At 50.2% G+C, this 15,458-nt stretch carries 15 protein-coding genes and 1 pseudogene; 10 read left to right on the forward strand and 6 right to left on the reverse strand.

Translation table 11 applies throughout. From position 1 onward, the window contains the following. Positions 1-18: 18 nt before the first annotated feature. Positions 19-1,086: pseudogene (locus AC2YIT_RS20490) on the forward strand (phosphoketolase family protein); the annotation flags it as partial. A gap of 30 nt (positions 1,087-1,116) precedes the next feature. Further along, complete coding sequence (locus AC2YIT_RS20495; protein WP_487280541.1) at positions 1,117-2,376, forward strand: phosphoketolase family protein; 1,260 nt, start codon at positions 1,117-1,119, stop codon at positions 2,374-2,376. Between the two features lie 160 nt (positions 2,377-2,536). On the opposite strand, the gene AC2YIT_RS20500 is transcribed toward AC2YIT_RS20495, so the two are convergent. Next, positions 2,537-2,749, reverse strand: a complete 213-nt coding sequence (locus tag AC2YIT_RS20500; protein ID WP_487280400.1) for a hypothetical protein — start codon at positions 2,747-2,749, stop codon at positions 2,537-2,539. Between the two features lie 73 nt (positions 2,750-2,822). On the opposite strand from AC2YIT_RS20500, the gene AC2YIT_RS20505 reads away from it, so the two are divergent. Further along, a complete protein-coding gene (locus AC2YIT_RS20505; protein ID WP_487280401.1) occupies positions 2,823-3,044 on the forward strand; it encodes a dodecin family protein in 222 nt (73 codons plus the stop codon). A 32-nt stretch (positions 3,045-3,076) separates the two neighbouring features. Then, the gene (locus AC2YIT_RS20510) at positions 3,077-3,904 is read left to right on the forward strand and encodes a universal stress protein (protein WP_487280402.1); all 828 of its coding nucleotides are present in this window, start codon (positions 3,077-3,079) and stop codon (positions 3,902-3,904) included. Between the two features lie 102 nt (positions 3,905-4,006). Here AC2YIT_RS20510 and AC2YIT_RS20515 read toward each other — a convergent pair whose 3' ends face one another. Further along, positions 4,007-5,197, reverse strand: coding sequence for a chromate transporter (locus tag AC2YIT_RS20515; RefSeq protein WP_487280403.1), 1,191 nt, complete (start codon positions 5,195-5,197; stop codon positions 4,007-4,009). A gap of 42 nt (positions 5,198-5,239) precedes the next feature. Then, on the reverse strand, positions 5,240-6,226 hold the full coding sequence (locus AC2YIT_RS20520; RefSeq protein WP_430849307.1) for a DUF1259 domain-containing protein: 987 nt from the start codon (positions 6,224-6,226) through the stop codon (positions 5,240-5,242). Positions 6,227-7,362: 1,136 nt separating this feature from the next. Between AC2YIT_RS20520 and AC2YIT_RS20525 the strand changes: the two genes are divergently transcribed. From AC2YIT_RS20525 to AC2YIT_RS20550, 6 genes are all read left to right on the forward strand, one after another. Next, complete coding sequence (locus AC2YIT_RS20525; protein WP_487280404.1) at positions 7,363-9,678, forward strand: hypothetical protein; 2,316 nt, start codon at positions 7,363-7,365, stop codon at positions 9,676-9,678. 187 nt (positions 9,679-9,865) lie between these two features. Continuing rightward, positions 9,866-10,126, forward strand: a complete 261-nt coding sequence (locus tag AC2YIT_RS20530) for a hypothetical protein (protein ID WP_487280405.1) — start codon at positions 9,866-9,868, stop codon at positions 10,124-10,126. Positions 10,127-10,197: 71 nt separating this feature from the next. After that, a complete protein-coding gene (locus tag AC2YIT_RS20535; protein WP_430849301.1) occupies positions 10,198-10,911 on the forward strand; it encodes a 3-keto-disaccharide hydrolase in 714 nt (237 codons plus the stop codon). Positions 10,912-10,966: 55 nt separating this feature from the next. Beyond that, the gene (locus tag AC2YIT_RS20540) at positions 10,967-11,704 is read left to right on the forward strand and encodes a uracil-DNA glycosylase family protein (RefSeq protein WP_430849299.1); all 738 of its coding nucleotides are present in this window, start codon (positions 10,967-10,969) and stop codon (positions 11,702-11,704) included. A 6-nt stretch (positions 11,705-11,710) separates the two neighbouring features. Continuing rightward, positions 11,711-12,064, forward strand: a complete 354-nt coding sequence (locus tag AC2YIT_RS20545) for a DoxX family protein (protein ID WP_487280406.1) — start codon at positions 11,711-11,713, stop codon at positions 12,062-12,064. Between the two features lie 211 nt (positions 12,065-12,275). Further along, entirely contained in the window at positions 12,276-13,421 is a 1,146-nt protein-coding gene (locus tag AC2YIT_RS20550) for an epoxide hydrolase family protein (protein ID WP_487280407.1), read from the forward strand. Between the two features lie 102 nt (positions 13,422-13,523). Here AC2YIT_RS20550 and AC2YIT_RS20555 read toward each other — a convergent pair whose 3' ends face one another. Genes AC2YIT_RS20555 through AC2YIT_RS20565 form a run of 3 tightly spaced genes read right to left on the reverse strand, consistent with a single transcriptional unit; the run spans position 13,524 to position 15,451 of the window. Further along, a complete protein-coding gene (locus AC2YIT_RS20555) occupies positions 13,524-14,204 on the reverse strand; it encodes a DUF421 domain-containing protein (protein WP_487280408.1) in 681 nt (226 codons plus the stop codon). After that, on the reverse strand, positions 14,201-14,917 hold the full coding sequence (locus tag AC2YIT_RS20560; protein ID WP_487280409.1) for a DUF421 domain-containing protein: 717 nt from the start codon (positions 14,915-14,917) through the stop codon (positions 14,201-14,203). Before AC2YIT_RS20560 ends, AC2YIT_RS20555 begins: the two co-directional genes overlap by 4 nt. Positions 14,918-14,959: 42 nt before the next feature. Beyond that, complete coding sequence (locus tag AC2YIT_RS20565; RefSeq protein ID WP_487280410.1) at positions 14,960-15,451, reverse strand: hypothetical protein; 492 nt, start codon at positions 15,449-15,451, stop codon at positions 14,960-14,962. Between the last annotated feature and the right edge of the window lie 7 nt (positions 15,452-15,458).

The raw sequence follows: 15,458 nt of genomic DNA on the forward strand, positions 1-15,458 counted from the left end.
ATTATGGCAGAGATTAACATGAACGATCTGGAAATGGTCGATGGATGGTGGCGGGCAGCCAACTATCTGTCGGTTGGTCAGCTTTACCTGCTCGAAAATCCGTTGCTGCGCCGTCCGTTGCGGCCTGAGCACGTTAAAAGGAACATCCTGGGCCATTGGGGAACTACGCCGGGTCAGAACTTTATATATGCTCATTTGAATAGGGTTATTCGGCTGTACGATCTGGACATGTTTTATATTTCCGGTCCGGGGCACGGTGGGCCTTCGGTGGTTGCAAACACTTATCTGGAAGGAACTTACTCGGAAATTTATCCGGAAATCAGTCAGGACGAGAAAGGACTGCAGAAGCTGTTCAGGCAGTTTTCCTTTCCTGGTGGTATCCCGAGCCACGCTTCGCCTGAATGCCCGGGATCCATTCACGAAGGCGGGGAGCTCGGCTATTCATTGAGTCATGCTTTCGGAGCAGTGCTGGACAATCCGGAGCTCATCGCAGCCTGTGTAGTTGGCGACGGAGAGGCTGAAACCGGGCCACTGGCAGCGGCCTGGCATTCCAACAAGTTTCTAAATCCGGTTACGGATGGGGCCGTACTGCCGATCCTGCACCTGAACGGCTACAAAATTGCCAATCCCACCGTTCTGGCGAGCATTAGCCATCAGGAGCTCGGGGATTTTCTGCGAGGTTGTGGTTGGGAACCGCTATTCGTGGAAGGGGAAATCCCCATGCAGATGCACCGAGAAATGATATCGGCAATGGACCGGGCCGTTCATCAAATCCAAAGCATTCAATCCAGTGCACGGAACATGGGACATTTGCACCGGCCAGTATGGCCGGTGATCGTGCTCCGGTCCCCTAAGGGGTGGACAGGCCCGCAGGAGGTGGACGGCAAGAAGATCGAGGGGACGTTCCGTTCGCACCAGGTTCCGTTGCCCTCGCCAGCGTTGCATCATCAGTATCTGCCTCAACTGTAAGAATGGCTAAGGAGTTACCGGCCAGACGAGATTTTTGACGAAGCAGGCCGTTTATATGCCGGCATTGCGGCGCTGGCTCCTGCGCGAGACCGCAGGATGGGCGCCAATCCGCATACCAATGGCGGATTGCTGCTCAGGGACCTGCAAATGCCTGACTTTACGCAATATGCCGTGACAGTTCCCGCCCCGGGGGAAGAGAGTGCTTCAGACACCACTGTACTGGGGCGTTTTTTGCGGGATGTCATCAAAGCCAATGCAGCCACACGTAATTTTCGGATTTTCGGGGCGGATGAAACAGTTTCCAACAAGCTGGACGCTGTATTTGAGGCCTCATCCCGGCAGTGGATGGCCCCAATCAATAAAGAGGATGAATTTCTTGCCACCGAGGGACGCATGCTGGAAGTTCTCAGTGAGCATTTATGTCAAGGCTGGCTGGAAGGCTACTTGCTTACGGGCCGCCATGGCCTTTTTAATAGCTATGAAGCTTTCATCCACATTGTCGATTCGATGTTTAACCAGCATGCGAAGTGGCTGAAAGTGACGCTCGGTATTCCCTGGCGAAGGAAAATCGCGTCTTTAAATTACCTGCTGTCATCGCATGTATGGAGACAGGACCATAACGGGTTCACGCATCAGGACCCTGGATTTATTGACCATGTGATCAACAAAAAAGCAGAGATTGTCAGAGTCTATCTGCCACCGGATGCCAACTGCCTGTTATCGGTAGCCGACCACTGCCTCCGGTCGAAGCATTATGTAAATGTCATTATTGCCGGCAAGCACCCGGCCCCGCAGTGGCTGGAAATGAAGGCGGCTATCACGCATTGCAGTATGGGCATAGGTATATGGCATTGGGCAAGCAACGACCATGAGCACGACCCGGACGTGGTGATGGCTTGTGCGGGCGATGTGCCTACGCTCGAGACGCTGGCGGCAGTCAGCATTTTGAGAAAACACCTTCCGGCGCTGAGGATCCGGGTCGTGAATGTGGTCGACCTGATGAAACTGCAATCGAACCGCGCACACCCGCACGGGCTCGATGACCGGGATTTTGACCTGCTTTTTACCCGTGACAAGCCGGTGATTTTTGCCTATCATGGCTACCCGTGGCTTATTCACCGGCTTACTTATAACCGCACCAACCACAACAACTTCCATGTGAAAGGATACCAGGAGGAAGGTACCATTTCCACACCCTTTGATATGACGGTGTTGAACGGGCTCGACCGGTTTCACCTCGTACGCGAAGTGATCGAGAGACTACCTGAAACCAGCAGCGCTACTACCTATCTCGGCCAATTGATGGAAGAAACGCTGATCCGGCACAGGGCCTACATCAACGAACACGGACAAGACATGCCCGAAGTGCGGGAGTGGAAATGGAATGTCGGAGCGGATTTTAAATAGGCGTACGGGTGCTTCATGGGCCTTTGTGGCACGGTTATTTAGCTATTGATCATGTTAGTCTTTGAGGAGTGGCCTGATAGCTGGCTAAACAAAGCTTACTATCAGATCTGAGAACAAATCCTTAGAACTTGATCTGGACAATCCCAGCGAAAGGAAAAGACTAATAAAAAGGCTGTTTTCGTAAAAGGAAACAGCCTTTTTTGTGCAGCAGAGTATCTGAAACCTTCGAGTTGGCGAGCCATTTTCCATCAATAGCAAAAAATAGCAAATATCCGGCCTGGATACCAGCCGGGAAGGCGTTCCCCAGCGGGGGTGGGAATTGGCGGTAATTTTCCACAATACATACTGTAACAGCGGCTTTTGCCAGGGGCATGTTTATTGACACGTTTTCCAGCTTTCGCAGCCCGGTAATGCGGGGTGTTTTCTGTCACTAAACGTCGATTACTATGTCTGTTATAAAAGTCATCGAGGTAATGGCCAATTCCACCGAAAGCTGGGAGGACGCGGCCCAAACGGCTGTAACACATGCGGCCCAAACATTGAAGAATATCCGGTCGATTTACATCAAGGAACTGACTGCGGTCGTCGAGCAAGACCGGATTACAGAGTACCGTATCACGGGCAAGATCAGCTTTGAATTGCTGGGTGGCGGCGGGCCGCAAACCTGACACCCGGGTATATTATCGACGCCATGAAATCGATGTTGATATTAACGGATTTTTCGGAGGGGGCTTTTAGGGCTGCCGAATATGCCTGTGGATTGACAGGACCGTTGCAAATCAGCCGCGTGGTTTTATATCATGCATTTCAAACGGTTGTTGGAGGGGCCGAAATACCTGTGGTTCAGGATGGACAGCAAATCTACCTGGAAAGCATGCAGGAACTCGGCTTAGTGCACGATCGTATCAGGCCTTTGATAGACAGTACCATCACGATCGACCTGATGGCCGAGGATGCCTATCTGCCAGAACGGATCAACACGCTGTGCGAGGAGCAATCCATTGATATAATGGCCATCGGCGTAGCGGGTAAGTCCGGATTAGAGAAACTGTTGGTCGGAAGCACTACGACTCAAATTCAGCGGACCAGCGCGTATCCATTGCTGATCGTGCCGGAAGAAGCAATGATCGGCGGTGCACTTGCCACGGTGGTTTTCACCACGGACCTTCAAGATTTGCCGGTTAAGCAGGCAAATCGTCTAATGGAAATTCTCAATGCGTTTAGGCCGGAGCTCCATGTGGTAAATGTGCGGTATGAGGGAGAAGAGCGTCGTGCGGCAGAAGACGACGCCGACCTGTCGGCTCTGCGCAGCACGTTCGCGCAGTACGATCCCAAATTTCATTTTATCGAGGGGGATGATACTGCCGCACAGATCCTGGCATTTTCACAGTTGCACAATGCATCGATGATCGTCGCTGTGCATAGGAAACATGGTTTTCTTTCCGGGTTGTTCCATCGAAGCGTGGCCGGGAAGCTGGCCCATAATGCCCGTATTCCTGTATTGAATTTACCCGGTTTTGATCCATAATGCAGGTTCATACCCAATTGTAGTGGTCGATCACTTGGCCTGCTTTTTAATTAGCAAAGGCTGTTCATTACCTGAACAACAGGATTCTTCCTATATGCTGTCTCAACTGAATGTTTTAATGCAAAAGCCAACAATAGCTGCAACAAGAATGATATAAGGCTCCTGGATCTTTTTGATATAAATCAGGGCAAAAACAGTCAATATGGCGATAATGGCAGAGGGGACGTCCACGATCGAGCGCGTGGCGATGACAAACACAGATCCTACCAGAGCGCCGACAACCGCGGCTGTAATCCCATCTACAAATGCTTTGATACTGGCGTTTTTGGCTATTTTTTTAAAGTAGGGTGCAGGCAAAACGGTAAAAACAAAGCACGGAAAAAATACCCCTAATGCCGCTACGGCCGCGCCGGCGAACCCCGAAACGAGGAAACCGATAAAACCAACGGTGATCACTACCGGCCCCGGGGTAATCATGGCCACTGCTACGGAGTCCAGAAACTGCTGTTCATTAAGCCACCCCATTTGGTTGACTACCCCGGCTTGCAGAAACGGGATGATTGCAAGTCCACTGCCAAAAACAAATGCGCCGGCTTCGGTAAAAAACAATCCAAGCTGCACAAGTTTGCCTGGATGGAACTGCCAGAACCCGGTTCCGGTCAAAAGGATCGCAGAAAGCGCATTTCCCTTCTTTTGCATCCATTTGGGCGGCGCTTTCACTGCCATATACACGAACCCCAGAAGGATAAAAAGCCAGACCTCTTCCCGTTCCAGAATTGCCGTGACAACGGCCATTGCCAGAAAAAAGACCCAGAGCAGCCAGCGGCTTTTGATTGCCTCCGGTTCAATCTTGCTTACTGATTTGAGCGTGAGCTTATAGCAACTCAGGGTAATGATCCCAATAACGGCAGAACCAACACCGTAAAAAACCGATTGCATCCAGGGCAGACCTCCGTAGACTTTATAGGCCATACCCAGCAATACCACCATAATAAACGAGGGGAGTACAAAGGAAAGGCCCGTCAATGTGGCGCCCCAGACTCCATAATGGACGTAGCCAAGGTAGATCCCAAGCTGGGCGGCCAAAGGACCAGGCGCGAGTTGTGCCAAAGCGAGACCTTCCCGGTACTCGTCTTCGCTGATCCACTGGCGCTGCTCGACGAGGTCGCGGTGCATGTAACCTACCAATGCCACCGGGCCGCCGAAGCCCAGAGCACCCAGTTTCAGGAAATATTTGGTGATATCTGCAAGACTATACTTGATGATGTCTTTTTGCGCCGTACTAGGCTCCATACATGTTTTTGTTTGAAGGTATCTGATCAGTCAGGGCAGGGCTTAGTGATTTGAATGTGATCCATGAGGCGTTTTTCCAAGAATATCCAGCGCGGCGCGAAATCCTTTCGCGAGCTCTTCGGCAGCCCCTCTTCCATAATAGTGCAGGAAAATCATCCGGGGCTCTTCGTCAAGCATGTGGTTGTGCACTGCGACCACTTCCAGGTTATGCTCACGCAGTACTTTGATCACGCTGTTTACCTCATGGCCCAGCATGGCGATATCGCCGGCAATGTGGGCATTGGCTTTTGTGCCAGCAAAACTTGCCCAGGAATTCAACCCGATAGCCGCAGTCATTTCAGCACCCATTGACATGACGGTTATATCCTGACGGCCGACAGTGTACTTATAAGTCGGTCCGTTCACCACTCCCGTGTATTTGACAATCGCATCCAGGGCACTTATATCAAATAGCTCCTTAGCGGTTTGTGCAGCGGGAGCGGTCTGGGCTGGTTGGTTAGCCGGAGCTATTTTGGCGTCTTTGATCGCGAGTGCGAATTTTTTCGCAAGTTCTGCCGGGCTTCCCATTCCATGAAAGTGCATGTAAAAGATGCGCGGCTCCTCATAAAAGAAGTGGTTGTGGATCGCTCCAACTTCCAGGCCAGCTGCCTGCGCTGCTGAAATCAACGGGTTCACTTCTTCTTGTAGTAGCACGGTGTCGCTCATTAGTACGGCCGATTTGCCATCCACCGTTTTTTTGATGGAAACCCAGCCTCCGAAGCCAAAGGAAATCGGGACACTTTCTGATTTAATGGAAATTTTTAAGTCATTTCTGGGTAAAGCGATCGTATGGACCGCCTGGGCCTCATTGTAAGTACCCTTTTTACCAATTGCGCTTTCGATTGCAGCTATCTCTTCGGCCGACAGCGCTGGTGTTTTTAACGGTTTACCACTGGTCGCCGGCGTATAAAAGCCCGCCAGCCCCGCGGCAGTGAAAGCTGAACTTGTTTTCAGCCAGTTTCTTCTGGAAAATAGTGTATCGTTTATCATCGGTTATGTTTGGTTGGATCATGTTTGTCATGACGTATGGATACGGAGCAATACTATCACATTGCCATACTAAAGGATAGAATGAAAATTACGATTTGTATAGATTTTACTTTTGAGTACCAAATTCTAATGTAAGGTAATGCGCAGCGGGCTTCTTGCAACAATCTGACTTCAATACGCGCCAGGGCAATGTTTACTACCGATACCGCTTGTTGACTACGTCCACAACCACGTTGGTTATAGCAGCCGAAGGAGCAGAATTTATGAGCAAGTTAAATTCCGCGCGATGGCGTCCAACTATTAATAAATATAAGAATCTATGAAATAACCATTCCCAATATATGAGATGAAGGCGATTTACTTTATGATTGTGCTGGTGTTGATTTGCTGTCGCAGCGAATCTACCTTGTTCATAAATCCGAATAAGTTAATTGGAACGTGGATTTCTAATTCAGCAAATGTCCCGGATCATTTCAGATGGACGTTTGATGTAAGTAACCTGTATAATTGCACGCTATGCCGGAATATAGAACGGCCTGATTCCTATACCTAATATGCGGTTCTTCATTGTCACTTGTCTGACAGATCGCCAATAATTTAAGAAGTGCAAGTAGCATGCGCGTTTTAGAGATTTCAACTCCGGCCACGAGCATCATTTCGGTATAGTTCTTCCGACAATACTTGCATGAGCGGGTCTCGGGATCTAATCCTACATGGGTATCCCCCCGGAGTACATAGCTATTGTAATGGAGACAAGCGTCGCTGATGCCTGCCTGGATTTTCATTAACCAATCCTCGTTTTGATGCAGGGGAAGTTGTAGTGAGGAGCAGAACACACTTCGAGAACCACTCAAACCGCGAAAATATCACTGATCCGCGCTGTTATGGCCATTCAGCCGATAAGATAGGGAAACCAGTTTAGAGCTTAGCAAGTATTATGACAAATTATGCTTTCAACAATATCTTTGCCTATTACCGAATGCCCTCATTTGCCCAACCTTTGTTCAATGCCGCGATGGATTATTGTCTGGCATTCAGGATCGGAAACAGACAACTCTGCATGCCCCGGGAAGTATTCGTGGAAGCCGGATTGAACATCAAGAAAAAAACACTATAAATCCTAACCCTTATCATAAATGACGTTTACACGAAAAGAGTTTTTGAAAACAGCCACGCTGGCCACAGCCGGCTTGCTCGCTATACCTTCATCCTTCGCGGCCCGTTCCATCCGAAAGGAGGCCCTTTCATTGTCGCATTTTCCGGATAGGCTGCACGCGTTTTTATGGAGGAATTGGGGGCTGGTGCCTGTCGACCGGCTTGCCGCGGTGACAGGAGCAAAACCTGCGGATATACTCCAACTGGCCGCTGCAATAGGGTTGTCCGAGGCGAAACCGGTTCCACCCGACCAGAAGCAACGAAGTTACCTGACAGTGATCCGGCGCAACTGGCACTTGCTGCCCAGGGAACAAATGCTGGAATTGCTGGGCTGGACGGACGAACAGCTGACCTTTACCTTGCAGGAAGACGATTTTTTTTACATCAAACTCGGAAGTATCAAGCCGGAATGTGAACCGATCCGGTTTAAAGCCTCCTCGGAGGCAACTAAAAGTCGCGAAAGATGGCTGACCGACGTAATCCGGGAAGAATTCCGAAACGGGTTGCCCCAGCATAGCGAGCCGCTTTTTCAGTTTGTGAAGGAATTGTCGAAAGTGCCGGGTAATACCGGCGAACAACGTTCATCGGGTTTTTTCCCCCGATTCGGCTATGCTTATTTCGCCCTTTTCGGCGATCCCCTGTTGCAACCCGACATTGACCCGTACCCCGACGGTTATCTGGCTCAAATGGCGGCTTCGGGCATGGACGGAACCTGGCTGCATATCGTGCTTTCAAAATTAGCCCCGTTCCCGTGGGACTCTGCTTTGAGTGAACATTGGGAAGAGCGATTAGAAAACCTGGAAAAACTGGTCCGCAAGGCAGAAAAACACGGGATAGGGATTTACCTGTACCTCAATGAACCGCGCTTTATGCCGCTCGCTTTTTTTGAGAAACATCCTGAACTGAAAGGTGTGCAGATCGGTGAGCAGGCAGCCCTTTGTACCAGCCACCCCGATGTTCAGAAATACCTCGTCGACTCTATGGCCATGATCACTTCCCGGGTACCCGGGCTGGCGGGCTTCTTTTCAATTACTGCATCGGAGAACCATACCAATTGCTGGTCTCATGGGAAAGGCGCCGAATGCCCGCGCTGCTCCCGGAGAGGTCCCTCGGCGGTAATCGCCGAGCTGAACCAACTTTACCTGAAAGGAATAAACCAGGGATTAGCAACAGTGAAACAGCAAAAAGGGCCCGGTCTGATCGTGTGGGATTGGGGTTGGCAAGCGGGCTGGGCAGAAGATATTATTCCTGCATTACCAAAAAGCGCCGCGCTGATGAGTGTAAGTGAGTGGGACCTTGAAATCACCAGGGGCGGAGTGAAAAATAAAGTAGGGGAATATTCCATCTCTTCGGTCGGCCCGGGGCCGCGGGCGGTGCGGCATTGGGAAATAGCCCGGGAAAACGGGCTGAAAACCATTGCGAAGATCCAGGCAGGCTGTACCTGGGAAATTGCGGCGGTCCCCTACATTCCGGCGGTAGAGAACGTCGCGCGGCATGCGGAAAACCTGCGCAATGCAGGGGTCGATGGCCTTATGCTCGGCTGGACGTTGGGCGGTTACCCATCTCCCAATCTGGAAGTCGTAGCCGAAATGGGCAGCGGCAAAAATATCAGCGGCCTGGAAGCTATGCGGAAGGTGGCAGCACGCCGGTATGGAGCGGCCGGTGAAGCGGTAACACAAGCCTGGCGGGAATACAGCAAGGGATTCAGTGAATTTCCATACCATGTCGGCGTGGTGTATTCGGCACCTTTGCAGGCAGGCCCTTCGAATTTGCTATGGCCGAAACCTACCGGCTACAAGGCAAGCATGGTAGGCCTGGCCTATGACGATGTGAACAGCTGGCGTGCGAACTATCCGGTCGAAACTTTCATTTCCCAAATGCAGAAAGTGGCTGCGAGTTTCGAAAATGCGCAAGCGCAGCTGCGCCGGGAAACCGCCGGCTTGAATTTGCCGCCAGAGACCCGAAAAGCTCTCGATGCTGAATGCGGGATAGCCGAAACGGTGGCGATACATTATAACAGCGTAGCTAACCAGGCGGCTTTTGCGGCGGCCCGGGACAGGCTGGCCGGCGAAAAGGAAAGGGGAAAAGCCATGGAGCTCATTGCGGTAATCGAAGATATCCTTCACCGCGAAATAGTACTTGCCAAGCGTATGGCGCAATTGCAGGGTGGCGACAGCCGGTTGGGCTTTGAGGCTTCCAACCACTACTTCTACGTCTGCAACGACCTGGCCGAAAAAGTAATTAACTGCCGCGACCTGTTGGACCGTTGGATTCCTGCGGTGAAAAAGGCATGGTAACAGTTGTGATATGCGAACTGTGCCCTACGTAGTATCAGTATTAAGAATGATGGTACAAGAAATTGCTGGACGGGAAATATAATTTTGCCAGAAACAGAAAATGTGAAACAATATTGGCTTTGAATCGTGATTCTCTAAAAGAATAATGGTAAAGGCCTGTGGTTGGAAAATATAGTCCGGTCCGGCAATGATTATGCTGAAATACTTCCTGCTAAATGCGTGCCTTTTTTGCGTCTCCATTGCCTTTTCAGGTGAGCAAACGTGGAATCGGAACAAAACTGCCGAACCTGCCCTCACGTACGAGGTGGCGCGTGCCCGAAGAGCGGTGAAAATCGACGCGGACTGGAACAAGCCTGCCTGGAAAAAGACGAAATCCATAGTCATCGAAAAATACATGGGCGCCATTCCGAAGTTCAAGCCCGGGGTGGAAGCCGATTTTGCAGGTTAGCAGCTATTTTAGGTTGCGGGTATAACAGCAAATTGGTAATTTGAAGGCCGCACATAAACATTTTGATCAACATGACCAGCTTTAAAACAAGTCGCTTACCTGCATTCCTTTTGCTGAACATTATTATCGCGGTGGTCGCCGGCTTTCGCGTGTCGGGAGATTGGGTGGTGCTCTTCGATGGAACGAAACTGGACGGCTGGCACAGCTATAACCAGCGGCAAGCGGTAGGATGGTTCGTGGAAAACGGTACGCTCACAACCGACGGCACAGGAGGAGACCTGGTCACTGACAAAGAGTATGGCGATTTTGAGCTCGAGTTTGAGTTCAAAATCCCGAAAGGCAGCAATAGCGGGGTGTTGTATAAGGTTATTGAGCAGCCCGATATCAAACGGACCGTTTTTTCAGCGCCTGAATACCAGATTATCGACGATCAGAATTACGTGGTCAAAGACTCGACCGGAAAAAATATCGGCTTGAAACCCGTACAGCTTACCGGCGCGAACTACGATATGAACCCGCCCCTGGACGCAACTGCGTTCAAGCCCGCCGAAAGCTGGAACACTGGCAGAATTGTGGTTTCCAAAGAGCATGTCCGTCATTTTTTGAACGGCAAGCTGGTGGCGGATTATCAGTATGGCGATGCAACATGGCAGGCAAAGGTAGCAAAAAGCAAGTTCCGGGATTGGCCGTATGCCACTGCCCATCACCGGGGCAAAATCGCCCTTCAAAATCACAATGCCAAAGAAAAGGTCTGGTTTCGCAATATCCGGATCCGCGAAAATTAGGCCGTCAGGGCTTAATCGACAAGTAGGTGAGGGGACACAAGCAATGTGACAATTTATGAGTTTTGGGCAATGCGTTATTCGTTTTCACGAACAGTTGAGTTATTCAGGTTCCCCCTTACCCGAGGGCATCGGCGTGATCAATCCATTTATCGAGTCAACTACGGCGATGGATAATCTCAGGGCCTTTGCCCAAAAATATCTTGACGATAAAAATCAGCGCCGGATAATCCTGGGGATCAATCCCAGCCGGTTGGGGGCCGGGGTAACAGGCATTCCCTTTACGGATACTAAACGGTTGGTTAGCGAGTGCAAGATCCCGTACAATGGAAAGCCTACGCACGAAGTTTCCTCGGTCTTTATGTATGAAATGATCAATGCTTTTGGCGGCGTAACTGATTTTTACAGCAGATTTTATATTAACTCACCATTCCCTCTGGCGCTTACAAAGACAAATTCAGAAGGAAAACAAATCAACTATAACTATTACGATAGTGCAGCGCTAACGAAAGCGGTTTATCCATTTATCGTTAAGAGCATGTGGCAACTAATTGATCTCGGAATAGCTACGGACTCCTGCTTTTGCCTTGGAACGGGACAAAATGCCAGGTTCTTACAGCAGCTAAACAAGGATCATGGATTTTTTGGCAAGATAATACCGCTGGAACACCCAAGGTTTATTATGCAATATAAAAGCGCTGCAAAGAGCCTGTACATTGAAAAGTATATAATGGCTTTAACGGCTGCAGATACAGAATTTCTTGCAGCCAATTCCACTCCGGATTTTAACCATTGATGAACTATGCTTCTAAAAGGAATTAATGTGATACTCATGCTGGTCGCCGTGTTTATGGGACTTAAACAAGGTTGGGCCATGTTGTCTGGAAAGCCAGAGATGCTGAATTTGTTTGGTAAGTGGGATTTTACGAAAACGGGCGTCGCGGTACTGGGTTTGGTGACAGCCCTGAGTGCGGTATTGATCATCTTTCCGAAAACCTTTGTTTGGGGAAATTTTCTGATGGCCGCCACGATCCTGCTCATTATCTGCTTTCACCTGCTCGATAAAGACCTGAAAGGCGTGGGGGTCGAACTGCCATTTTTGCTGTTGAATCTGATCATTATTTACTTGCAGCACCCTTTCAAAAATGGTTTTTAATAAGACGGACAAACTTGACGGTGATCGGGCCGTTTAAAATGGTTGAATTGAAATTATTCCACCGGTATTAGCTCATTCTTACGGGCTGGTACCGGTGTTTTTTGCTTTTATTGCCGTGTTGCCAAATCAACAATATAACCAACATCAACGCGGAGCTTCTCTAATGGCAGGCATTTTTTAGTCTTTTCTCAATCAACAAACAATGCCTGTTATGCAACCATTTGAAATCAACGTATCAAAGCAAGTTATCGAAGACCTGAATCTGCGTCTTCGCAACACACGTTGGCCGGACAGTCTGCATTTGTCCGGCTGGCATCTTGGAACTGATATCAGCTATCTGAAAGAAATCACAGACTATTGGCAGAATGGGTTCGATTGGTTCAGCCAGCAGCGGGAGTTGAACAAACTGACACATTTTACCACCCAAATTGAAGGATTTAATCTCCATTTCATTTGGCAGAAAGGGAAAGGAACCAGGTGTATACCATTGCTGCTTTGTCACGGCTGGCCGGATTCCTTTTTGCGCTTTCAAAAACTGATACCACTTCTGACCGATCCGGTAGCTTTTGGCGGAAATTCGGAAGATGCTTTCGACGTGATTATCCCCAGCTTGCCCGGGTTTGGATTTTCAGACCGGCCCTCCCGGAAAATTTCATTTATAGATCGGACGAGCCGCTTGCTTCATAGGCTGATGACCGAAACGCTGGGCTATTCCCGCTATGCGGCACATGGAGGAGACGTTGGCAGCGGACTGGTTGAACGTCTGGGGATGACAGTTCCCGACTCGCTGATCGGAATCCATCTGCTGGACATTCCGTATTGGCATCTTTTTGCTGTACAGCCCGAAGATTTGTCCTCTGACGAGAAGCAATACCTGCAAGACGGACAAAATTGGCAATTTGCCGATGGCGGATATGCGATCGAGCAGTCCACGAAACCACAGTCGCTGGCTTACGGGCTGAATGATTCGCCGGTTGGGCTAGCAGGTTGGATACTCGAAAAGTTTTACCAATGGAGCGATTGTGATGGAAATCTGGAAAACAGCTTCACAAAAGATGAACTGCTGACCAACCTAACGCTCTATTGGGTTACCCAGACTATCCGTTCATCTTTTACCCCTTATTTTGATGAGGATCAAAACCCACCGCAGATGACAGGGAAGATTGGTGTTCCGACCGGTGTTGCCATATTTCCCAAGGACATTCTACCTGCCCCGAAAAGCTTTGCCGACAGATTTTATAACATTGTCCGCTGGTCTTATATGCCCAGAGGCGGACACTTTTCAGCATGGGAGGAGCCAGCGTTGCTGGCTGCCGACATTACCGAATTCCTGAGACCTTTGCGCGGCGATCTTTAATTGCTTTCCAGCGCTCGGTCCTGGTCCCAATGATGAAAATTCACGCGGTTTAGTATCGTTCGCCTTAATTATGGAGATTCATTCAGAAGGGCGTCTTAATAGCTATTCCACGGCGTTTACACGCTCGCTGCTGCCGCAGTTTGTGCAGGCCGTGTCCGTTACGGCAAGTTTTTGCCCGCAGCGCTTGCAAACAAGCTCATCGCTTGCCCGACAGCTCTGGTTGGTAAATTCCGCATCGATTTCCGGCAAAATGCCCAGCCCGGGATGGACCTCCCTGTTCCTGATCAGGGTAAAAGAGCCGTCTGCCTCAAAGTACAACCTTTTAACTTCGCCCAAATGCCGGATGCCGTTACTTCGGAGCTGAGAAAATGCCTTTTCCTTGGTAATACCTGTCATTTTCATATTTGGAAGATGCAGCTTACTGTCCTGGACAAGAACGGAGAGATCTCCCTGCGTGATAGATTCGAGCCGCTGGTTATTGGCGCCGACCCTCGCTATGATTTGTTGTATTAAAATGACCACTGTCGCGATGACTACCGCGGCCAATATGCCACGGTCGGGTGCCTGTAAGGGCACACCAATGGCTGCGGCGAGCGATACCATGGCGATCATCTCGTTACGGCTGAGCTGGGAAGCCATGCGTTTTCCCATCAGCCGCATCGAGACCATCAGAACCAGGTAAATAACCGCGATACGCAGTACCACTTCCCAGTAGAATCCGCCGGGGACGTCGCCCAGGAACATGCGTTGCCAGTCGCCGAAATGAATGTCTTCTTTTTTCATGCGGGTCGGTCGACAGCTTGTGCGGTAATACTGGCGGAACCCCATTGCCGGACGCCGCATTCCGGGCAAGGTCGGCTCCGGTTGTCATTGCCCGGAACGGTGCCGCAGTTGGCACAAACAATGTCGTTTTCGAGGGTGGTTTGCCGAAAGCCAGCTATCGAATGGTCGTCCGATGGAAACAATAGCAAGCCGGGCTTCGGCTTGGCTCCCGTGTAAATGCTGAAAAGCCCGCATGCTTCGAGGTACACCCGGTCCACGTCGCCCAGGTTGAATATCTCCTTGTTTCGCAGGGCTGCAAAAAGCTGCTGACGTGAGATTTTCGTCTGTTTCAACTCGTCCATCTGCATAACCCCGTTTTTGACCAGGATACTCAGCTTACCCTGACTGATCCGTTCAAACGGTTCACTTTTGTATTCGAGCAAATTGATGCCCCGCTGGAAAACCAGTGCACATATCAGGATCAATGTACAGAGCAATAGGCCGGTTTGAGGCATTTGCATGCCCGGCGACACGATGGCACCGAGTGTAATCATCACAGCGAGTTCGGAAATAGTGAGCTGGCCGCCCATGCGTTTTCCCATAAACCGTACGATTGCCAGCAGTATGACGTACATGATAAAAGTCCTGACCAGGATTTCAGCCAGGAAAATGACGGGCGTTTCCCCGAAAAGAATACGGTACCAGTCACCGGGCACAATGTCTTGCTTTCTCATGTCAAGTGTGGTAGGAGCCGGAACGGCTTAGTGCCTATGCTTTCAGTTTTCCCGCGAACGTATCTTGCAAAAGACGATTATCAGGGTTGCGACAGCTAAGCCGGTCGCCGCTTTTTTGAGCAGCCCCGCCTTGTTGTATTTTAACTCTGAATGACCGCCATGCTCCGTGAAGAGATCCGGAATGTGACCGCTTTTCAGGTCATGGCCGATCCCTTCCATCATATTGATCCGATCGGCCAGCAAAAGTACCAGCCAATGCGTCCAGGTCGATTCGCTATACCTGAACGCGAATCTTCTAAGCTTTCCGCTCAGACCGGTAGGCGGATTGGCCGATCCAAAGACCGCCGAAACCGCTGGCCGCTCGTTGGAGTGGAGGATTTCGACGAGTTGCGCCTGCTGTGCAGGGCGTTCCCAGATCATGCCCTTGTTATCGTTTTCAGTTCTGCGCTTCATCGGATAGGCTGGCACGTCCAGCGGGTCGGCATCGATTCCCCATCCATTGATATGCGCATAATTGTTGGCTTTCTTTTTCATAGTAATG

It is taken from the genome of Dyadobacter sp. SRI_021, from assembly GCF_057586235.1.